This window comes from Streptomyces sp. NPDC002787, assembly GCF_053592095.1.
This window is the reverse complement of record NZ_JBSFVC010000029.1, coordinates 1-20,502: the sequence shown is the minus strand read 5'-3', so window position 1 is coordinate 20,502 and position 20,502 is coordinate 1. Positions and strand designations below refer to the sequence as shown.

At 69.5% G+C, this 20,502-nt stretch carries 13 protein-coding genes and 1 pseudogene; 8 read left to right on the top strand and 6 right to left on the bottom strand.

Translation table 11 applies throughout. The annotated features are described in order from the left end of the window. Positions 1-373 precede the first annotated feature (373 nt). The 3 genes and pseudogenes from ACWD26_RS33625 (at position 374) to ACWD26_RS33615 (ending at position 3,475) form a co-directional block, all read left to right on the top strand. Complete coding sequence (locus tag ACWD26_RS33625) at positions 374-2,422, top strand: flavin monoamine oxidase family protein (RefSeq protein WP_451275746.1); 2,049 nt, start codon at positions 374-376, stop codon at positions 2,420-2,422. Continuing rightward, positions 2,419-2,661: pseudogene (locus tag ACWD26_RS33620) on the top strand (thiamine pyrophosphate-binding protein); the annotation flags it as partial. The gene ACWD26_RS33625 and the pseudogene ACWD26_RS33620, both read left to right, overlap by 4 nt. Before the next feature lie 304 nt (positions 2,662-2,965). Continuing rightward, entirely contained in the window at positions 2,966-3,475 is a 510-nt protein-coding gene (locus tag ACWD26_RS33615) for an inclusion body family protein (protein WP_451275745.1), read from the top strand. 103 nt (positions 3,476-3,578) lie between these two features. On the opposite strand, the gene ACWD26_RS33610 is transcribed toward ACWD26_RS33615, so the two are convergent. Further along, positions 3,579-4,631, bottom strand: coding sequence for a phage baseplate protein (locus tag ACWD26_RS33610; RefSeq protein ID WP_451275744.1), 1,053 nt, complete (start codon positions 4,629-4,631; stop codon positions 3,579-3,581). Between the two features lie 397 nt (positions 4,632-5,028). Between ACWD26_RS33610 and ACWD26_RS33605 the strand changes: the two genes are divergently transcribed. After that, positions 5,029-11,493 carry an RHS repeat-associated core domain-containing protein gene (locus ACWD26_RS33605; protein WP_451275743.1) on the top strand — a complete coding sequence of 2,155 codons (6,465 nt, stop codon included), beginning with the start codon at positions 5,029-5,031 and terminating at the stop codon, positions 11,491-11,493. 10 nt (positions 11,494-11,503) lie between these two features. Next, positions 11,504-12,460, top strand: coding sequence for a WD40 repeat domain-containing protein (locus tag ACWD26_RS33600; protein ID WP_451275742.1), 957 nt, complete (start codon positions 11,504-11,506; stop codon positions 12,458-12,460). A gap of 224 nt (positions 12,461-12,684) precedes the next feature. Here the strand turns inward: ACWD26_RS33600 and ACWD26_RS33595 are convergent, their stop codons facing one another. Together ACWD26_RS33595 and ACWD26_RS33590 are read right to left on the bottom strand one after the other, a co-directional pair. Continuing rightward, positions 12,685-13,251 carry a hypothetical protein gene (locus tag ACWD26_RS33595; RefSeq protein WP_451275741.1) on the bottom strand — a complete coding sequence of 189 codons (567 nt, stop codon included), beginning with the start codon at positions 13,249-13,251 and terminating at the stop codon, positions 12,685-12,687. 53 nt (positions 13,252-13,304) lie between these two features. Next, positions 13,305-16,136, bottom strand: coding sequence for an AAA family ATPase (locus ACWD26_RS33590; protein WP_451275876.1), 2,832 nt, complete (start codon positions 16,134-16,136; stop codon positions 13,305-13,307). Positions 16,137-16,307: 171 nt separating this feature from the next. Between ACWD26_RS33590 and ACWD26_RS33585 the strand changes: the two genes are divergently transcribed. Continuing rightward, on the top strand, positions 16,308-17,087 hold the full coding sequence (locus tag ACWD26_RS33585; RefSeq protein ID WP_451275740.1) for a hypothetical protein: 780 nt from the start codon (positions 16,308-16,310) through the stop codon (positions 17,085-17,087). A gap of 43 nt (positions 17,088-17,130) precedes the next feature. Here the strand turns inward: ACWD26_RS33585 and ACWD26_RS33580 are convergent, their stop codons facing one another. Both ACWD26_RS33580 and ACWD26_RS33575 read right to left on the bottom strand, forming a co-directional pair. Further along, on the bottom strand, positions 17,131-17,448 hold the full coding sequence (locus ACWD26_RS33580) for an AzlD domain-containing protein (protein WP_451275739.1): 318 nt from the start codon (positions 17,446-17,448) through the stop codon (positions 17,131-17,133). Next, positions 17,445-18,158 carry an AzlC family ABC transporter permease gene (locus ACWD26_RS33575; protein ID WP_451275738.1) on the bottom strand — a complete coding sequence of 238 codons (714 nt, stop codon included), beginning with the start codon at positions 18,156-18,158 and terminating at the stop codon, positions 17,445-17,447. The genes ACWD26_RS33580 and ACWD26_RS33575 overlap by 4 nt, the downstream gene beginning before the upstream one ends. Before the next feature lie 71 nt (positions 18,159-18,229). On the opposite strand from ACWD26_RS33575, the gene ACWD26_RS33570 reads away from it, so the two are divergent. After that, complete coding sequence (locus ACWD26_RS33570) at positions 18,230-18,814, top strand: helix-turn-helix domain-containing protein (protein ID WP_451275737.1); 585 nt, start codon at positions 18,230-18,232, stop codon at positions 18,812-18,814. A gap of 141 nt (positions 18,815-18,955) precedes the next feature. Here ACWD26_RS33570 and ACWD26_RS33565 read toward each other — a convergent pair whose 3' ends face one another. Further along, positions 18,956-19,159, bottom strand: coding sequence for a cold-shock protein (locus ACWD26_RS33565; protein WP_003992177.1), 204 nt, complete (start codon positions 19,157-19,159; stop codon positions 18,956-18,958). A gap of 379 nt (positions 19,160-19,538) precedes the next feature. Here ACWD26_RS33565 and ACWD26_RS33560 point away from each other — a divergent pair, with 379 nt between their 5' ends. Beyond that, complete coding sequence (locus ACWD26_RS33560; RefSeq protein ID WP_451275736.1) at positions 19,539-20,384, top strand: menaquinone biosynthetic enzyme MqnA/MqnD family protein; 846 nt, start codon at positions 19,539-19,541, stop codon at positions 20,382-20,384. Positions 20,385-20,502: the final 118 nt, after the last annotated feature.

The window sequence follows — 20,502 nt, the reverse complement described above, 5'->3', positions numbered from 1 at the left end:
GTCCACACGGCCGGCCCATCGGCCGGCCCTCCCCTGAAGAGTCGTTTCAGCCGAACCCGGTTGCGCGCACGATCCCCGGACCGGGATGACCGCGGTTTTGGCGTGACGCAGCTGCCGGGCCGGGGTTGAAAAGGCCGTCGGGGAAAAGGCCAGGCGGAACTGTCGCCATCGACTTCCCAGGATTTCCACATTCCGCGCGTGAATTCTCTGCCTCGACTTCGCCTCCTTGCTCTTCCGCCCCTGACGGAACTTCGGTCCCCGTGGAGAAATGCGAGCAAGCCGAAATTCCGTCAAGAAAAGCGATCGGTGTTTTTAGGACTTTACTCACCGGGGGACCGACGTAATCGTTTCTGCATATCTACGATTTCCCACCATGACCGACACTCCACGGGACAACTCCGCGACCCGTGCGCGCTGGCAGACGTGCCTCAAGCTCGCCCGTGAACTTCTCCTCGTCGGGCCGGACGACAAGGACCTCAAGCTCGGCTATCTCCACACCCTGATCGACACGGGCAGCCTCGGCCCCACCCACCACCCGCGCAAGAAGATCCTCGTCGTCGGCGCCGGCATCACCGGCCTCGTCGCCGGCCGCCTGCTCAAGGACGCCGGTCACGACGTCACCATCATCGAGGCCAACGCCAGCCGTGTCGGCGGACGCATCAAGACCTTCCGCGCCACCAGGCACCACCAGCCCTTCGAGGACCCCGCCCAGTACGCCGAGGCGGGCGCGATGCGGCTGCCCGACTTCCACCCGCTCGTCCTCGCCCTCGTCGACAAGCTCGGGCTCGGCCGCCGCCAGTTCTACAACGTGGACGTGGACCCCGCCACCGGCAGCGGCCCCGACGTCCCCGTCCCCCCGGTGACGTACACCTCCTTCACCGGCCGGACCTGGACCTACGGCGACGACAGCCCCGACTTCCGCGAACCCGACAAGCGCGGCAACTCCTGGATCCGCACCAACCGCGTCCAGGTGCGGCGTGCCGACTACGCCACCACTCCCGAGCGGATCAACGAGGGCTTCCACCTCACCGGCGACGAGGTCCGCGCCCCCGTCGTGAAGATGGTCGACGACGCGCTGGAGAGCGTGCGCGACTACTACTCCGACCTCGTCGACGGCAAGCGCGTCAACAAGCCGTTCGACGAGTGGGTCGAGGGCTGGGCCCGGGTGATCCGCGACTTCGACGGCTACTCCATGGGCGGCTTCCTGCGCGACCACGCCGGCCTCAGCGACGAGGCGATCGAGGCCGTCGGGACCCTGGAGAACATGTCCTCGCGGCTGCACCTCTCCTTCTTCCACAGCTTCCTGAGCCGCAGCGACATCAATCCCGCCGTCCGCTACTGGGAGATACCCGGCGGCAGTTGGCGCCTGCCGCACGCCCTCCACGAGGGCCTGCGCGACGAGGTGCGGCTCGGCCACCGCATGATCCGCCTGGAGTACCACGACCCCAGCCGCGACGCCGACCCCGAGGGAACCGCCGCAGGACCCGACGGTTGGGGCGTCACCGTGCAGACCGTCGCCGAGAACGACCCGCAGGCCCCGCCGCGCCGGTGGACCGCCGACCTGGCGATCGTCACCATCCCGTTCTCCGCCCTGCGCTTCGTGGAGATCGTCCCCTCGATGTCGTACAAGAAGCGCCGCGCCATCATCGAGACCCACTACGACCAGGCCACCAAGGTGCTGCTGGAGTTCAGCCACCGGTGGTGGGAGTTCACCGAGGACGACTGGCGCAGCGAGCTCGAGAGCATCGCACCGGGTGTGTACGAGTACTACCGGCTGGGGCTGGAGGTGGGCACCGAGCCCGCCCACACACCCTCGCTCGCCGACGCGGACGCCGGGCTGCTCGGTGCCGCCGTCAAGGACAGTGGTGTCACCGAGGAGATGCGGCAGCTCAACAGCACCATGCCGCTGCGCGGCCCCGCCGTCCGCCCCGCCACCCACTGCTTCGGCGGGGGCTCCGCGGCCGACAACCCCAACCGGTTCATGTACTACCCGTCGCACCGGGTCGAGGGCAGCACCGGCGGCGTGGTCCTCGCCTCGTACTCCTGGTCCGACGACGCCGCCCGCTGGGACTCCATGCGGAACGCGGAGCGCTACGTCTACGCCCTGCGCAACCTCCAGGCCCTGCACGGCCGCCGCATCGAGGTGTTCTTCACCGGACGGGGCGCCACCAAGAGCTGGGCCCGTGACCCGTACGCCTTCGGCGAGGCGGCGATCTACACCGCGCACCAGATGACCAGCTTCCACCTGGACGTCTCCCGGCCCGAGGGCCCCGTGCACTTCGCCGGGGAGCACACCTCCCTCAAGCACGCCTGGATCGAGGGCGCCCTGGAGAGCGCCGTGCGCGCCGCGGTCGCCGTCCACCAGGCCCCGCCGGTCACCGAACCGGACCCGAACGCTCCCCAGGGGGAGGACCGCTCGTGACCGCGATCACCCCCGGGTGCACGGTCGCCCGCTATCTCGCCCTGCGCCTCGCCGAGTTGGGCATCACCCACCTGTTCGGCGTCCCCGGCAACCACCTCGGCCCCTTCCTGACCACCCTCCGGGCCGAGGGCGACATCGAGTGGGTCGGCACGCCCACCGAGGGCGGCGCGGGCCAGGCCGCCGACGCCTACGCCCGCATCCACGGCGTCGGCGCGGCGGCGGTCACCTACAGCGTCGGCGACCGACGACCACGGCTCCCCCGACCCGGACTTCTACAACGTCCTCCACCCCTGGCACTACGACCGCCTCGCGGCCGTCTTCGCCGGCAAGGAGACCCCGGCGAACGGGCTCACCCTCGCCCACACCGCCGAGCTGGACGACCTGCTGACCCGCCTCACCGACCCGACCGACCCGGTCAACGCCGGCACCCTGCTGGTCCGCGTCCGCCTGCACCGGCACGACTATCCGCGAGCGATGGCGTACAAGGTGCCCTGAATCCGTGCCCGTGCCCGTATCCGTATCCGTAATCGAAGGGGACAGGAAATGGCTGATCTCAACGTACTGATCGCGTTCGACGCGGCCACGATCGTCGAACAGAACCCCAACGCGTCGAGGAACCCGGACGCACCGACGTACGCCGACCACAACCTCATCTACATGACCACGCGCCACGACCACATCGTCGGCACGTCGGGCGCCGAACTGAACCTCCGCGCCGAACCCGGGGACAGCATCAGGTGGCGCGAGACGACACTGTCGCTCGGCAGCGACTACAAGGCATTACTGTACAAATACGTGAGCAGCGACACCGGCCACCAGCTCATCAGGACCCCGGAGATCGAGATCATCGACGGCATCTACCCGATGCCGAAAGAGGGTTCCGAGGGCAGCCCGGAATTCGTGACCCAGAACTACCAGGACCACTACTGGCGGACGACAGTCAAAAAGCCCGGCAAGGTCGTCTACCACTTCTACTTCCAGATCCTGGACCACCACCGCCAGTTGAAGGGGTACTTCCAGTGGGACCCCTTCATCACCATCGAGAACCCGTGATGGTTCTCAGGTAAGGACCAGGGCGGGGTGGTCACCGGACAGTTCGGTGACCACCCCGCCCTGGGCGATCTGGCGTACGCGGAGCGGGAGCCCGGTCACTGCGTCAGACCAGGAGATCCTTGTAGTAGAAGCTGGCCTTCTTGTCCGTCTCCTGCAGGGATTTCTCGGAGCCGAAGCCGATGTGGAGGCGGGCCGCGGTGGGGTTCGAGGTGTCGGGGATCTGGATGGCCAATCCTTCCGGCTCCCGGTAGAAGAGACTCTCGCCCGCCTTGCTGAGGCTGCGCTGGACCACCGATCCGGTGTTCCAGTCGATGGAGGTGACATAGGTGTTGCTGTCGCTGGTCCGGTTGCCGGCGGAGTCGTAGGTGTAGGCGGTGCCGTCCAGCGTGTAGAGGTACTGGCCGAGCGTCGTGTAGCCCTGGAACGTGGGCCCGGTGAGCACGGGCGGCTGGGTGATGGAGGCCAGCGGGGTGAAGGTGCCGGTCTTGAACGTCGCCAGGTCGTAGAGGTTGATCTTCCAGGTTCCGCTGATGCGGTGACGGACCGCCAGGCGGCTGTTGACGGGGTCGACGGCGATGGTGTTGTGGTCCGAACCGGGCACGGGGTCGAGCGTGGTGACACGGTGGGAGTCCGGTGTGAGGACGGTTCCGTTGGCGAACTTGAAGCGGGCGATCTTGGTTCCGTAGCCGACGTTCGCGCTGTCCGGCACCGAGGCGGTCTCCGTCCACAGGTAGGCGCTGTTCCCGGAGGGCTCGGTGGCGATGGAGACGCCGTGGCCAAAGCCCTTCAGGTACATGCGGCCGATGATGTAGCCCCGCCAGTCGAGCCGAGTGATGCACAGGTCACCGTTGGTGCCGCGTTCAGTGCCCGTGTACACCCGGGTCTCACCCGGGAGTTGGCGTCCGGCATCTACCAACTGGGCCGTGTACAGGTGCTTGTTGGTGTTGTCGAAGGAGAAGGACTGCAGGATCCGGGTCTCCTGCAACAGGATCTCGCGGAACCACTCGTCGGAGGGGTCGGTGAGGTCGAAGCGCTTGGACGTGGCCACGGCCGCGGCGGCGGTACCGGCGCTGGAGAGGACGGCGGAACCCAGCAGTGCCGCGCCGGTGAGGCCCGCGGCGCGCTTGAGTATCCGCCGTCGGTTCGGTCTGCCCATGTCGGCGTTCATTCGCTGGAAGCCTCCCCCTCGTTGTGTGCAAACAGCCGCTGGATTCAACCATCTCGGCGTCGGCTGCACCAGACCTGTCTTCGCAGGTCAGAAGCTGGATCGCGATTTGCTTGTCAGTAGTGATGCAAGTCACATCCGTAAAGAGGCTGTGAAATAAGGGTTCGTGTAGATCATCCGATTATGTGGGGCTACCTCGGTTGATGAGTGACCATTTAGCGTCCATCGATGGCCTGATCACATTGCCTGGAGCGAATGCCGCGTTCGCCCTGGCGACAGGTCCTGTTCGTTGACGTGCCGGGGTCTCCCGGCCCGGCTGGGTGGGGGATGGTCCGTGCGACTGACGCGCAGACGTGGCAGACGGGGTTCGTGGGGCCTGGCGGCGGCTTTGACCGCATCGCTTCTCGTGGCGCCGACGATGGAGAGCGCGGCGTCCGCCGCGGAGGCCTCGAAGGCCTCCCGCAAGCAGCCCGTGAATGTCCCGGCCCAGCCCGCCGGAGCCGTGCCTCGCGACCGCGCGGAGGCCACCCCGACCAAGCCGGCCCGCACCGTCTGGCCCAAGGCGGCCCAGGCGCGGGTGTCGCTGGCCGGTCTGAAGAACGGCAAGCGGGTCCCGGTCGCCCCCGACGATGCGAAGGACACGAACAAGGCGGCGGTCTCCGTGGGCCCCGCCCCGGCGACCGCGAAGTTCCGCGCGCAGTCCTCGAAGACAACCGTCCCCGCCAAGGTGGACGTGAAGGTGCTGGACCACAAGCGACTGTCGCCGGTGGGCGGCATCGGCCTCGGCGTGGAGGTCACCCGGCGGGACGGCACGGCCACCGCCGGCCCGGTTCAGGTCACGTTCGACTACTCCGGCTTCAAGTACGCCTATGGCGGCAACTTCGCCTCCCGGCTGCGGCTGGTGTCCCTGCCCGCGTGCGCGCTGACCACCCCGAAGGCCAAGGGCTGCTCGCTGGGCAAGGCGATGCCGGTGCCCGTCTCCAACAACGTGGCCAAGGGCACGATCACCGCCACCGTGCAGGCCGACGGCGACCCGACGGCCGAGCGTTTCGCCCTCGACACCGCGGGCTCGGACCTGTCCCGCTCGACCCTGGCGACCACCGCCTCCTCGGCGACCGTGTACGCCCTGACCTCCGGCTCGTCGTCCGAGGCCGGTGACTACCGGGCCTCCTCGCTGAAGCCGTCCGGCTCGTGGAACGTCTCGATCGGCTCCGGAGCGTTCACCTACGACCTGCCGATGCAGGCACCGAAGCCGCCCATGGGGAACGCGCCGTCGTTGTCGCTGTCGTACAACTCGCAGTCGGTCGACAGCCTGACCTCCGCCGAGAACACCCAGGCCGGATGGGCCGGCCTGGGCTGGGAGCTGGGCGGTGTCGGCTTCATCGAGCGCCGCTACCGCGGCTGCCAGGACGACGGCACCGGCTCCGGCTGGGTCGGCGACCTGTGCTGGGACTCGCCGAACTCGGACAACGAGCCCGACGGCGCCATGTACGTCATCAACTTCAACGGCGTCAGCTCCCCTCTGGTCCAGGACGGCAACGGCACCGGTTCGTACCACGTCCAGGACGACCCGGGCTGGCGCGTCCAGCACCTGACGGGCGGTCATGGCGCTGACGACGAGTACTGGGTCATCTCGACCCAGGACGGCATGCGCTACTACTTCGGCTGGGGCCGCGCCGAGCGCACCGGCGACGCCACCTCCTCCGTGCTCACCGTCCCCGTCTTCGGCAACGACGCGGGCGAGCCCGGCTACGACGGCGGCATAGGAGTCACCAAGCAGGCGTACCGCTGGGGCCTGGACCGCGTCGTCGACCCGAGCGAGGTCGAGACCGCCTACTTCTACGACAAGGAGCAGAACCACTACCGCTCCGTTCTCCTCACCGACCAGGCACGCTCGTACGACTCCGCCGCCTACCCGGTGCGCATCGAGTACGGCTGGGCCTCCCAGATCTCCGGCGCCCAGCTGCCCGCCAAGGTCGACCTGCGTTACGTCGGCCGTTGTGTGGAGCGGATGGCGGACAAGGACCCGCTGTCCAGCGAACCGGCGGCCTGTCCGGCGATCTCGTCCAACCCGGACTCGTACCCGGACGTCCCCATGGACCTGATGTGCGACGGCACCAACGCCGACAACGGCTGCAAGACGATCAACGGTGAGACGTACTCGCCGACCTTCTTCGCCACAAAGATGCTGTGGGACGTCAAGACCTTCGTCCGGGACGACAACTCCTCGCCGTGGGACCCGGCGATGCAGTACCAGATGAAGTACGGCCTGCCCAACCCCGAGGGCACCGTCGACAACACCCTCTGGCTGGACTATGTGCAGCGCAAGGGCTACGGCGACGGCGACGACATCACCCTGCCCACCATCAATATCAACGGTGAGTGGCGGGACAACCAACTCGGCGGCGGGGTCCTCAACTTCCGCCGCGTCACCCAGATCCACGGTGACCTCGGCTCGTTCGTCAACGTCACCTACCGCGACTACGACGACCAGGACACCTGCGACATCGACAACCCGCCGACGGAGTCGAACAACACGCAGGCGTGCTTCAAGCAGGAATGGCTGCCCGAAGGGGCGACGGAGAAGCGGTCGGGCTGGTTCAAGAAGTACGTCGTCGCCAAGGTGAGCGTCGACCCGGGCCCCGGCGCGGGCGAGGGCAACGACGGCGCACCGACGATGACCACCACGTACGACTATGTGGGCAAGCCGGCCTGGGCGTTCCCCAACGACCCGCTGACCAAGGACGAGGACGAGTCCTGGACCGAGTGGCGCGGCTACCAGCAGGTCGAGGTCCACACCGGCACGAAGTCCAACGCGGCCTCCACGTACTACTGGCTGTACCGCGGCATGGACGGTGACCGCACCTCCAAGACCGACCCCTCGGCCACGCGCAGTGTCACGGTGGACGACGGCGACAGCGGCCGGCCGGCGGTCACGGACTCGGCCTGGCTGAACGGCAAGGTCCTGGAGACCAGCAACCGCGACGGCTCCGGTCAGTCCCACACGCGGGTCTGGCAGGAGTACTGGGTGCACAACACCGCCCAGTACGAGGGTCTGCCCGACGCACGCTTCGTCCGCCCGTCGAAGACCACGACGCACGAGAAGACGTCGACCGGCTGGCGCGAGCACATCGTCAACGACGAGTACGACAACGCCGAGGCGGCCAGCACCAAGTACGGCCTGCCCCTGCGCACCAACGACTGGGGTCTGTCAGCAACCGGCGACAACCGCTGCACCACCTACGGCCGCGCTTACAACACCGACTACTTCCCCGACTCGTCGGTCCAGCGCTGGATGGTCCTGCCGGACGAGACCCGCCACTACGCCGCAGACTGCGCGGACCGCGCGTCGACCAACCAGGACGCCTACACGGTGACCCTGTACGACGGCGCGACCTCCGTCGACACCAACAAGCCGGCCGACGGCCTGCCGACGACAACGCGGGCCTACACGGACGCCACGCACTACCGCCAGACGGTCACGAAGTTCGACCAGGCCGGCCGGCCCCTCACGGTGACCGACGGCAAGCAGAACACGCTGACGACGACGTACCAGCCGTCGACGTCCTGGCCGGTGAACGGCGTCAAGGTGACCACCCCCGACCCGGACGGCACCACCGGACCGGCCGCGGCACAGACCACCACGACCTGGTACTCCCGCCTGTGGGGAGCCCCGTACCGCATCCAGGACGCCAACAACCAGACCACACGTATGGTGCTGGACTCGGTGGGCCGCCTCTCGAAGGTGTTCAAGCCCTCGCAGATCGCCGCCTATCCCGATGGCACGCCCTCGCTGCAGTACGACTACACCGTCACGACCTCCGACAACAGCGAGGGCGTCCCCGACCTGGTCTCCACGACACCGCCGAAGGTCACCACGAAGACGCTGCAGTCCACCGGCAAGGTCCTCACGGGCCACGTGTACCTCGACGGCCTCGGCCGTACGCGGGAGGCGCAGACGCCGTCACCCACCGGTACCGGTCGGACCGTGGTCTCCACCCGCTACGACACCTCCGGCAACGTCACCGGCACCAGCGCCGACTTCTACAACTCGGGCACCGCCGGCTCGGGCATGGTCATGCCGACTGTGGCGGACCTGCCGTCCTACACCGATCTGCTCATCGATCACGCCGGCCGCACTACCGAGTCCCGGATCCTGGTGAAGGGCAAGGCCCAGACGCAGGGCCAGACGCGCGCCAACTTCCACGGCGACTACACGACCACGATGCCCGCTGTCGGCGAGCGCACGAACACCTACATCAATGTGTTCGGCGAGGTCCGCAAGGTCGTCGAGTTCGGTCCCTCGACGTACACGACGTCCTACGAGTACACCCGCAGCGGCCTGCTGTCGAAGATCACCGACTCCAAGGGCAACCTCACCACCTACACCTACAACTGGCTCGGCGAGCGCACCGGCGGCAAGGACGCCAACAGCGACCCGAACGGCATCGGCGCCACCACGTACGACGCCAACGGCAACATCGAGACCGTCAAGGACGGCAACGGCACCGTCCTCACCCGCACCTACGACGCCCTCAACCGGCTGCTGACCGTGCGGAACGGGTCGACGGTACTGACCCGGAACACCTACGACACGGCCCCGGGCGGCATCGGCGAGCTGGCCACGTCCACCTCGTACGCCGGGGGCCACGCCTACACGAGCGCGATCAACAACTACGACGCCGACGGCCAGATCACCGAAGTCCAGGTCACCGTTCCCGCCGACGGCTCCGGCCTGGAGGGGACCTACAAGGCCGACTACACCTTCGACGCGGCGGGCAACGAGACGAGTGTGACCTACCCGGCCGTCGGCGGACTGCCGGAGGAGACCGTCTCCACCAGCTACGACGCGTTCGGCAACCCGGAGCGGGTCACCAGCGACCTCAACAACACGGTGTACGTCGACTCCACCGGATTCGACGCCGTGGGACGCCTGACGGACCGTACATACGGCACCACGGCCACGACCGGCACGACGGCCCGTCGCTCGTACACCTACGACGACACCAACGGCACCGGCTGGCTGACGAACATCACCTCGACCACCAGCACCAAGGGCACCGTCCAGAACGACGACTACCTCCGCGACAACGCCGGCCAGCCCACGGCCCTGACCGACCGGATCACCGGCCAGCACCAGTGCTACACCTATGACGAGTTGAACCGCCTCACCCGGGCCTGGACCTCGGCCGCGACGACAGGGTGTGCCGGACCCTTCGAACCCGACCTCGCGACCGGACAGGACCCCTACCAACTCGACTACACCTACGACGGCATCGGCAACCTGCAGAAGGTCACCAGCACCACGGCCGCCGGCAGCAGCGTCCGCGACTACGTCTACCCCGGCTACTCGGCCGACCAGTCGACGTACACCGCCGGCGCCGCGCACCCGCACGCCGTCGCCACTGTCAAGACACCCACAGGAACGGACAGTTACCTCTATGACGACGCCGGTCGGCTGAAGAGCCGCACCGTCGAGGGTGTGACGACCGACCTCACCTGGAACGAGCTGCACCAGGTCACTGCGGCGAGCGGGGCCGTCACCACCGGCTACGTCTATGACGCCGGCGGCGGTCTGCTCCTGCGGAAGTCGGCGACCGAGAACGTGCTGTACCTCTTCGACCAGGAGATCCACAAGGCAACCGGCGCCGCTCCCAAGGCCACGCGCTACTACAGCGACGCCACCTCCACCGTCGCCGTACGCACCGCCGTGGACCAGAGCACCAGCAAGCTGACGTGGCTCATGTCCGACGACCAGGCATCCGCCCAGCTCACCGTCGACGCCGCCACGGGCACCGCACAGCGCCGCCGCTACCTTCCCTTCGGCGCCCAGAACGGCGGCACCGATCTGCCGGCCGGCACCGACCGGGGCTTCCTCGGCAAGCCGGAGGACGACACCACGGGTCTGTCCGTCCTGGGCCCCCGCATGTACGACGCGACCCTCGGCAGATTCCTCAGCCCGGACCCGCTGGCCGCGCCGTACTCACCGCAGAACCTCAACGCCTACTCGTACTCGGTCAACAACCCGATCGCCTACAGCGACCCCAGCGGGCTGTTCCCCATGGACTCCGACGGCAACCCCGTGGTGACACCGATCGACGACGTGCCGCAGCCCCCAGGGGGCAAGTCGGCACTGGTGGACACGGGCAGCGTGGACGACGGCTACACCGGCCCGGCCTGGGAAAACGCGGAACTGATCAGTACCGGTGTGAAGGCGAGTGAAGTCCTTCCCGTCGGATTCGCGGTCAACGCCTTCCAGAGCTACATGTGGTACGTCAACGAGTTCCGGGAGAAGGAAGCCGCACGGACCAACGGCAGGAGCAATGGCAATTTCACGCTCGTGATCACACAGGTCGACGTGGACGAGGGCAAGGGCAAGGGGACGAGCCCACGTTTCATCGCGTTCGCGAGCGAGGGGATCAAGAAGGAGCTGGAGAAGGAACTCGACCGCATGGGCGTGGCCGTGGTGAAGCCCAAACCTGGCGAGACTGGGGCACACGGAAAGATGCACGCCGAGGAGGTCGCCGCACGATACAGGTCTGACGTCAAATTCCAGAAGGAGGACCTGGGCGGGAAAATTGTCAAAGTTCAGAATGCCTACGTCACCAGCAGGATATGCAGCGCTGAATGCTCAAGGGCCTACTCGAAGTTCCTCGGCGTGAAGGAAACGACGAAGTTCAAGGGAACGAACGGGCGGATCTTCGGGCGGACGGTCGACAGCGCGTATCTCAAGAGTGTCCGGCAGACCGTCGGCAAGGGCAGCGCCATGTCGGTCGTCACCCGGGCCATGTTCAAGGGGCTCCTGCCCGCACAATGGTCCTGGACGATCAGGTCCGGCGGATCAAGGCGTTGAAAGGAATTCCATGCGGCAGTTGGCGGTCCAGGAACACACCAGGTTCCCCTCCGGATTCGGGCACCCCGTGACGGCCGTGCTCGGAGCCGGACCGGACGGTATCCCCCTCCTCTTCTCGTCGGTGCCCGACGGATCGGAGATCAGCCGTTGGGACATGAGCGCCGGTAAGCAGGTCTGGTGCTACGACGAGGGCATGTCCGGTTGCAATGACCTGGCGTTGGTACGGCTTCCCGGTGGGGGCCCACTGCTCGCTGCGGCCACGGAGGACGGCATCGAGTGGTGGGACGCCCTGACGGGGGCTTACCGCTCGGAGATGGCCTGGGAGGACTCGACCGTCTGGGCCCTGAGCGCCGGAACGCTGCCGGACGGTCGTCCCGCCCTCTTCGGCGCCGGACACGACGGTGAGGTGTACCGCTGGGACGGGGCCACCGGGGAGCCCCTTGGTTCCTCGGGCGGCCGGGGTCCGATGATGGCCGTGGGATTCGTGCCGTCCCCGGACGGCTCGGGCGGTGTGCTCGTGTCGGGCGACGAGTCGGGCCGGGTCTGGCGATGGGATCCGGTCACCGGAGACCGACTCGGCGAGCCGATCGTGGGGCATTCGGACCCGGTCCGTATCATCGCGCCGCTGCCGACCGCCGGGGAGCCCCTGTTCGTCTCCAGCGATCAAGAGGGTCTCCTCCAGCGGTGGAACGCGGTGACCGGTTCGGAGGTCGGCCCGGCGATCGAGACCGGCACGCAGACCTATGCGCTCGCGTCGGCAAGGGTGGACGGGACACCGGTTCTGTTCGCGGCGGGGGACGACGAGAACGTGCGAGCGTGGGACGCGGCCAGCGGCGAGCCGATCGACATCTCGCTCCGGAGCACCGTGGTGAGCGCCCTCACCCAGCCGGACGGCACGACACTCCTGGTGACGAGCACCGACAAGGGCGACATCGTCGTCCACGAGTGCGCCACCCTCCACGGGTAGTTCCGCCGAGACGAGGACGACCGGGCCGCCCGCTTCCGGCCCACGGGAGGGGCGGCAACGATCGGCGCACGCACGCGGCGGCCGAAAACACGACGGTCGGAGCCCGAGGCCGAGTCCGGGCGGGGGCTGCTGATCGTCGCGGCCCTCGCCGACAAGTGGGGCGTCGAGGACCGCGACCTGGGCAAGACCGTGTGGGCCGAGTTGAGTACCGGCCCATGAGGACGTCAGGACGTGGGCTCGTCGAGCTGCGGCTGCAGCAGCACGTCGGTCACGCTCACGCCCTCCGACGCGCCGAACACCTCGACCATCACCCCGAAGGATGTGCCGGTGACCTGCAGGGCTATGTGGTCGCTCCCCACGCGCAGGTCGAGCCGGGCCCGGGGCTCCCCCAGGTGGTCCGGCATACGGTGGATCCGCGCAGCCGGGTACCGCAGGCTCGTCAGCTTCTCCTGCATCGCCTCGTAGCCGGTGAGGTCCGTGCCCTGGAACGCGTTGCTGACGCGTCGTGCGTGCCGCTCGGCGACGCACTGCTCGGTGGCGCCCAACGGCACCGGATCGTAGGGATCCACCGGCACCGGATCGACCTGCCCGGTCCCGCCGACGGCAGGCGCCGCCAAGTCCGCGTTGCCGTCGATGTCCGGGGCGCAGCTCTGCCAGAAGAGGTCCGTCATCACGAGGAACCGTGTCTCCGCGTCGTCGCTCGCCGCGACGCTCCGCGCGCCGAAACCGGCCAGGACGATGCCGCAGAGCGCGGTCACCAACAAGGACTTCGGAAGGGATTTCGGTCTCATACCTGCACCATGCCGCCGCCGCGGACCGCCCACATGAGTACCCGTACTCAATCTCAGTCCACCAGGTCCGCCGCCGTCAACAACCGTGTCAGGTCCGTTCGTGAGCGGACGTGCAGCTTTCGGTAGATGCGGGTGAGGTGGGCCTCCACCGTCTTCCGGGAGACGAACAGTGATGCCGCCGCCTCCGTGTTGTTGAGGCCGCGGGCGATGGCGCGCGACACCTGGAACTCCTGGGGGGTCAGCTGGTCGAGGGCCCCGCCCATGGCGCCGGCCGCGGGCTGGGCGGCCGTGTTCGACATCCCGCCCGCCGCCGCGAGTTCACTCGCCGCGCGCCGCGCCCACGGCACCGCGCCCAGGCGTTCGAAGCAGGCCAGGGCAGAGGACAGGGGCGCGCGGGCAGCCCCCGGGCGCCGGTAGCGCCGTAGGACCTCCGCCGAGCAGAGCAGGGTCCGGGCCCAGTCGAAGGGGCCCGTCGTCCGCTGGTGGGCCTTGAGCGCGGCCCCGAAGTACGCCTCCGCCTCCTCCGGCGTCTCCGCCAGTAGCCCCCGGACCCGGGCCGCCGTCGCCTCCGCCGAGGCGAGGCCCGTCTCCCGCGCCCGTTCCTCCAGCCAGGACACCACCTCGGCGGCCCGCGCCGCGTTCCCCGCCCGGACGTGGGCCTCGGCCAGGTCCGCCGCGAAGGGGACCACCTCCGGGTTCCCGATGCCCTGCTCCACCGCCAGTGACAACGTTTGCTCCAGCTGGTCGGCGGCGGCGTCGTAGTCCCCGTGGGCGAGGGCCGACAGCCCCAGGACGGCCGTCATGTGGAACTCCTGGCAGCCGATCCCGTACGCCCCGCACTCCCGCCGCGCCCGCGCCACATGCTCCTCGCACTCGACACGGTTGCCCCGCAGGGCTTCGAGGCGGGCCAGGCAGTACAGCGTGTAACTGACGCACGTCAGCTGGCCCAGCTCCTCCGCCCAGCGCAGAGACTCCGTCAAGTCGCCGCGCGCGGAGGCCCATTGGCCGATGCGCGTCTCCAACTCGCCCCGCACGGCGAGGGTGAAGCCCAGCACGCCCACCGCGCTGTGCCGACGGGCCGACTCCACGGCCGTGTTGAGCAGCCGGCGCCCGCGCACGAACTCCTCCGCCCGGCTCCACGCCTGCCCGGCGATCGCGTACACCTGCTGGTCACGCACGGGGTCGCCGCCACCGTGGCGGTCGGCGGCCTCCAGCATCTCGCGGCCCCGCGCCGTACGGCCGGACATGATCAGGGCGCCGCCCAGCATCGACAGGCTGTACCAGCGCTCGGGGCCGGACTCGGAGGCGAGCGCGAGGGACTCCTCGGCGACGCGGACGGCCGCCGGGACATGACCGTCGAGGCGGGCGGCGGCCGTCGCCTCCGCCAGGAGGAGACAGGCCCGGGTGCGGTCGGTGTCGCGTACGGCGTCGGCGGCGTTCATGAGCAGGCCGTACGCCTGGGCCGTCTCGCCCTTCCAGGTGTGCATACGGCCCAGGAGCCCCTGGATGGCGGCGCGCACGGCCGGGTCGGGGGTGATGCGCAGAGCCTCCTCGCACCACTGCGGGCCCGCCGGGGAGCCGCTGAGCAGGGCGTCGGAGGCGGCGTGGTGGAGGCGGTCGGCGCGCGGGGCCGGGTCCGGGGTGAGTTCGGCGGCGCGGCGCCAGGCGAGCGCCGACTCGCCGAAGGCGCTGCGGCGGCGGGCCTCCAGCGCGGCCGATGCGAGCGCCGCCGCGGCCTCCTCGTCGGGGCCGGGCGTCGCCGACGCCCGGTACCAGGCGTGCAGCGGGCCCGTACTCACCTCGGCCAGCGCCTGGAACGCGGCGTACCGGTGCGCGAGGGGCGCGCGGCCCAGCACCAGCGCGCGCAGCACCGGATGGTGGAAGTCCAGCCCGTCCGCCGTGGCCGTGATCAGACCGTCCTCCTCGGCGGGGGAGAGGGCGTCGAGGGAGAGGCCGGCCACCTCAAGGGCCTTCCGCAGCGGACCCGCCGCCGTCGAACGACTGGCCGCCAGGACCACCAGCGCGCGGCGCGCCGTATCCGGCAGCCCGTCGATCCGAGCCGCCCAGGCCCGCTCCAGATGGCTGCCGAGGGACGGCGGGTCCAGCAACGGCTGCTCCCCGCGCGCCTGTTCCTCCGTCAGCCCGCTCGCGATCTCCCGGAGGGCGAGCGGATTGCCACCGCTGATCCGTACGAGATCGGCGAGGACGTTCGGTGTCACGCGGCCGTCCAGCAGCGTGGCACACTCCTCCGCCGCCAACCCGCCCACCTGCACGGCCGGGATGCTGCGGCGCGGCCCCGACTCGCCGTGGTCCTCGCGGGAACCGAGGGCCAGGGCGACGCGTTCGCTCGACAGGCGGCGGGCGACGAAGAGAAGGACGCGCTGGGAGGAGGGGTCCACCCAGTGCAGGTCGTCGACGAGGACGACGACCGGGCGCTCGTCGCCGAGTGCTGCGAGGACATTGAGGGCGCCCATGCAGGCGGCGTACGGATTGCCCGGCGGGTCCGCCGGGTCGCCGCTCAGGGCCAGACAGGACTCCAGGGCCGAGCGCTGGGCTCCGGGGAGTTCCCTGAAAAGGGACGAATGGGGCATCAGTAGGTCGCCGAGGGTGGCGAAGGGAAGTACGGTCTCGGTCTCGATGCCCCGGGCCCGCAGGACCGTGGCAGGGGCCGCGCCGGAGGTCCCGGCCGCCGCGCGCTCCGCCGCGTAGTCGAGCAGGGCGGTCTTCCCGATGCCGGGTTCGCCCCACAGCAGCAGGGCCGCCCCACCCGCCCCACCTGCCACGAGCAGGTCGTCCATCAGCCGGCGTTCCCGCTCCCGACCGACGAGTCCCCGTAACAATGCGCCACCCCCTGGTGCCCGCCGTGCCCGGCCCCGCCCGACCATCATGCCCCCAGGGGGAGTTGTCAGGGGAGATGTAGGGACTTCCCGGAAGCGAGGGGGCCCTGCCCGGGCCTTCAATGGTGTCGCGGAACAGAACGACGGGGGATCGCACCAACAGCACCACCGAAGGAATCAGGGGAAATGGACCAGGTCGCGGAACTAGGGGGACGGCTCATGCCGGCATCCGTGGGACGCGGGGATCTCGCCTCAGGATCCGACCGGCTCGACTCGGTCGAGATCAAGGTGACGTTCTCGGGTGCGGGCGCGGCCGCCGCGACTTGGGCGCTGGCGCCGGACACCGGGGGAGCCCGGCGCCGCGTCTACTTCTGTGAGGCCCTCGCCCGCTCCACGGCGCCAGGTCAACTGCCGCTTCTGGATGCGGGGTTGATCCTGCGCCTACGGGCGGGGAGCGGGCGGGGCGGGGCCGTGACCGCGGAATTGCGGCCCTGTCGCCGGTCCCGGCTCTCGGAACGATGGCTGCGCTTCCGTGAGCAGGGACCGGACTCCTTCCACCTGGCGGGCGCCTGGTCCGGCGACCGCCGGGTCCTCTCCGCCACCCTCGTCTCCGAGTGCGGGCGTACGGCGGTGGAGGCCGCCGCCGCCGGCACCAAGCCGCTGGACCTCGTCTTCTCCGACCACCAGCACGCCTTCCTCACCGACTGCGCCGACATCGACGTCGGCTTCGGCTCGCTCGCCGTCCTCGGCCCCGTCCACACGGTCCGCTGGCGCGGCGTACGCCTCGACCACCACGAAGTGACGCTGGAGCACTGGAGTCTGGGCGGGAGCCGGCCCTTCGAGTGGCTCGAAGTCTCCAAGCGGGTCTCCCCCGAGGGCGCCGAGGTCGTCCAGGCCTCCCTCACGGCCCTCCTCAAGGGGAAGGGCCTCGAACCGGACCTGGGCTCGGGCATACGTGTGCGGCGGGTGCTGGAGGAACTGGTCGCGAGCGGCGCCTGAGACCAGAGGACTGAGGCCGTGACTGGTCACCCCAGCGGAACGCTCAGCCGACCCCCGCCGCCCGCAGCACCGCCGTGGTCCCCGCCGCCCCCAGCACCACCACCGCGAACGGTGCCCTCCGCCAGGCCAGCACCCCGCCCACCAGGACCCCGACCGGCCGCGCCCAACCGGCGAAACCGCCGCCCTCGGTGAGAGCACCCGTCGCCAGCAGGGCCACCAACAGCACCACGGCGGCCCCCGACAGCAACTCCCGCACCCGTACGGGGATCTCGACCCGCCCGTGCAGTACGGGCCCGGTCAGCCGGAACGCGTACGTCCCCACGGCGAGCACGACCATCGCGCCGACGACCCCACCGCTCATGACGCCCTCCCGTCCGCCGCGCCCGCCGCGTCCTTCGTCGTCCGCCACACCACCAGCCCGGCCAGGGCGAGCAGCACGGGGACCCCCGTCGGCGTCACCGGGGTCGCCGCCAGCGCGACCACCGCTCCCAGCAGCGCGGCCCGCCGTACGGGCGGCTGCTCCCGCAGGGCGGGCAGGACGAGGGCGGCGAGCACGGCGGGGAACGCGGCGTCGAGGCCGTACGCGGCGGTGTCGCCGAGCGCGGTGCCGGCGAGGGCCCCGGCCAGGACGGACACGTTCCAGACCGTGAAGAGACCGACCCCGGAGACCCAGAACGCGACCCGGCGCCGTACGGGATCCCGCTGGGCCAGGGCGAAGGCCACGGTCTCGTCGGTGACGAGGTGCGCGCCCACGAACCGGGCGAGCCTCCCCGGCCCCAGCACATCCGCGACCGCGAGGCTGAAGGCCGCCGTACGGGTGTTGAGCAGCAGCCCCGTGGCCGCCGCCGCGAACGGTCCGCCGCCGGCCAGCAGAATCCCGACCGCGCTGAACTGTGCCGCCCCCGCGTACACGACCAGCGACATCACCACCGGCACCCACACGGGCAGCCCGCCCGCCACGGAGATCGCGCCGAACGACACGCCGACGACGCCCCCGGCGAGGCAGACGAGGGAGATGTCCCGGAGCAGCGCCGGGTCGCGGACCTGTGGTGTTCGGAGCAGCGAACGCATGTTCTCTACAATGAACAAGAGCCCTCGTGTTCGTCAAGGCGAACGATCGTACTTCTGGAGCGAACAACACAATGTCCGACGCACACTCTGAGGGGGCGAAGCCCCCGTCCCGCCTCCCCCTCGACTGGATCGCCGCCTCCCTCCGCCGGGAGCGCACCCGCGCCGGGCTCTCCCTCTCCGAACTGGCCAAACGTGCCGGGATCGCCAAGTCCACGCTGTCCCAACTGGAGGCGGCGGGCGGCAATCCGAGCATGGAGACGCTGTGGGCACTGGGCGTGGCGCTCGGCGTGCCGTTCAGCGCGCTGATCGAGCCGCCGGCCCCGGCGGTGCAGGTGGTCCGGGCGGGGGAAGGGCCCACCGTCCACTCGGAGCACTCCAGTTACACGGCGGTCCTGCTGTCCGCGAGCCCGCCGGGCGCGCGCCGCGACATCTACCGGACCCAACTCGAACCGGGCTCGGTTCGCGAGTCGGAGTCGCACATTCCGGGGACGGTGGAGCACCTCATCGTGAGCACGGGCCGGGTGAAGGCGGGCCCGAGGGGCGAGGAGGTCGAACTCGGCCCCGGGGACTACATGGCGTTCCGGGGTGACGTACCGCACTCGTACGAGGCGCTGGCGCCGGGGACGAGCTTCGTGCTGGTGATGCAGCACGTGTAGGTGGCCGGAAGTCCCGGCGTCATGGGAGGGGGCTTCCCGCTCCCCTGGGGAAAAGGCAGGAGCCCCTTCGCCGGGTGGCGAGGGGCTCCTTGGGTGGTGCTCTCAGACGTCGTCAGAGGGGCATCCCTCGGAACGAACGGATCAGACGGGGGTGACGTTCTCCGCCTGCGGACCCTTCGGGCCCTGCGTCACGTCGAAGGAGACCTGCTGGTTCTCCTCCAGCGAACGGAAACCGCTCGCGTTGATGGCGGAGTAGTGGACGAAGACGTCCGGGCCGCCACCTTCCTGGGCGATGAAGCCAAAGCCCTTTTCGGCGTTGAACCACTTCACGGTTCCGGTAGCCATAAGCCCTCCTTGGGCCCAAAGGGTTGCCCTGCTCCAGAACCCTGCAAGTGTGAAAACAAGATGCCGCACAACTGCATACGTCTGAAAACGACGAGAGCCCGCGGTCACATGCTCCGCAGGCTCTGTACTGCAAGGGAAACCAAACTGCAACTTGCGGCGAGCCTAGCACGCGAGCAGGGGAATGCAATAGAGGGCAAGATCACGTCACCCGGATGTTTGAGCCGTTCAGCCCTCGGGTTGACGCATCGCCTCTACTTCCCCATCCGCCTCACTGGCGACACGCCGTCGAGAGCGTTGACACGGGGTGTACATCCGGTTTCGCGAGCCCCTCTCGGCCCCCGGAGCCCGCACCGTACCCCATGAGGGCTAGCCTCGCGATGTGGACAATTCTCGCAACCGGCCGCGCGTCGGCCACATCCAGTTCCTGAACTGCCTGCCCCTCTACTGGGGGCTCGCGAGAACGGGCACGCTCCTCGACTTCGAGCTGACCAAGGACACCCCGGAGAAGCTCAGCGAGCAGTTGGTGCGCGGGGACCTCGACATCGGGCCCATCACGCTCGTGGAGTTCCTGCGCAACGCGGACGACCTGGTCGCCTTTCCCGACATCGCGGTCGGCTGCGACGGGCCGGTGATGTCCTGCGTCATCGTCTCCCAGGTGCCACTCGACCGCCTGGACGGCGCACGTGTCGCGCTGGGCTCCACCTCGCGCACCTCCGTACGCCTCGCGCAGCTGCTGCTGGCCGAGAGCGTCGGCGTACAGCCGTCGTACTACACCTGCCCTCCCGACCTCTCCCTGATGATGCAGGAGGCGGAGGCGGCGGTGCTCATCGGCGACGCGGCGCTGCGGGCCAACCTGCTCGACGGCCCGAACTTCGGCCTGGAGGTGCACGACCTGGGCGCCTTGTGGAAGGCGTGGACGGGGCTGCCGTTCGTCTTCGCGGTGTGGGCGGCGCGGCGGGAGTACCTGGAGCGGGAGCCGGAGGTCACCCGCAAGGTGCACGAGGCGTTCCTGGCCTCCCGCGACCTGTCCCTCGCCGAGGTGGGCAAGGTCGCCGAACAGGCGGCCCGCTGGGAGGCCTTCGACGAGCAGGTCCTGGAGCGGTACTTCACCACCCTCGACTTCCGCTTCGGCGGGCCCCAGCTGGCCGCCGTCGCCGAGTTCGCGCGGCGAGTCGGCCCGACCACCGGATTTCCGGCGGACGTGAAGGTGGACCTGCTTTCCTGACCATTTCCTCCGGAGGTCCTCCGGAGGTCCTCCGGAGGACCTCCGGAGGTAATCCGGGGTCCGGCGGGTGGGGCGCCCGCGTTCAGACACGCGTAAGGTGGTGCGCTTAAACGCGGCT

Excerpts from the sequence above, each read along its gene's own strand:
- ACWD26_RS33625 (WP_451275746.1), top strand. The coding sequence starts at position 374 with ATGACCGACACTCCACGGGACAACTCCGCGACCCGTGCGCGCTGGCAG.
- ACWD26_RS33580 (WP_451275739.1), bottom strand. The coding sequence starts at position 17,448 with ATGAGCGGTGGGGTCGTCGGCGCGATGGTCGTGCTCGCCGTGGGGACG.
- ACWD26_RS33575 (WP_451275738.1), bottom strand. The coding sequence starts at position 18,158 with ATGCGTTCGCTGCTCCGAACACCACAGGTCCGCGACCCGGCGCTGCTC.
- ACWD26_RS33600 (WP_451275742.1), top strand. The coding sequence starts at position 11,504 with ATGCGGCAGTTGGCGGTCCAGGAACACACCAGGTTCCCCTCCGGATTC.
- ACWD26_RS33565 (WP_003992177.1), bottom strand. The coding sequence starts at position 19,159 with ATGGCTACCGGAACCGTGAAGTGGTTCAACGCCGAAAAGGGCTTTGGC.
- ACWD26_RS33595 (WP_451275741.1), bottom strand. The coding sequence starts at position 13,251 with ATGAGACCGAAATCCCTTCCGAAGTCCTTGTTGGTGACCGCGCTCTGC.
- ACWD26_RS33590 (WP_451275876.1), bottom strand. The coding sequence starts at position 16,136 with ATGGTCGGGCGGGGCCGGGCACGGCGGGCACCAGGGGGTGGCGCATTG.
- ACWD26_RS33570 (WP_451275737.1), top strand. The coding sequence starts at position 18,230 with ATGTCCGACGCACACTCTGAGGGGGCGAAGCCCCCGTCCCGCCTCCCC.
- ACWD26_RS33615 (WP_451275745.1), top strand. The coding sequence starts at position 2,966 with ATGGCTGATCTCAACGTACTGATCGCGTTCGACGCGGCCACGATCGTC.
- ACWD26_RS33610 (WP_451275744.1), bottom strand. The coding sequence starts at position 4,631 with ATGGGCAGACCGAACCGACGGCGGATACTCAAGCGCGCCGCGGGCCTC.
- ACWD26_RS33585 (WP_451275740.1), top strand. The coding sequence starts at position 16,308 with ATGCCGGCATCCGTGGGACGCGGGGATCTCGCCTCAGGATCCGACCGG.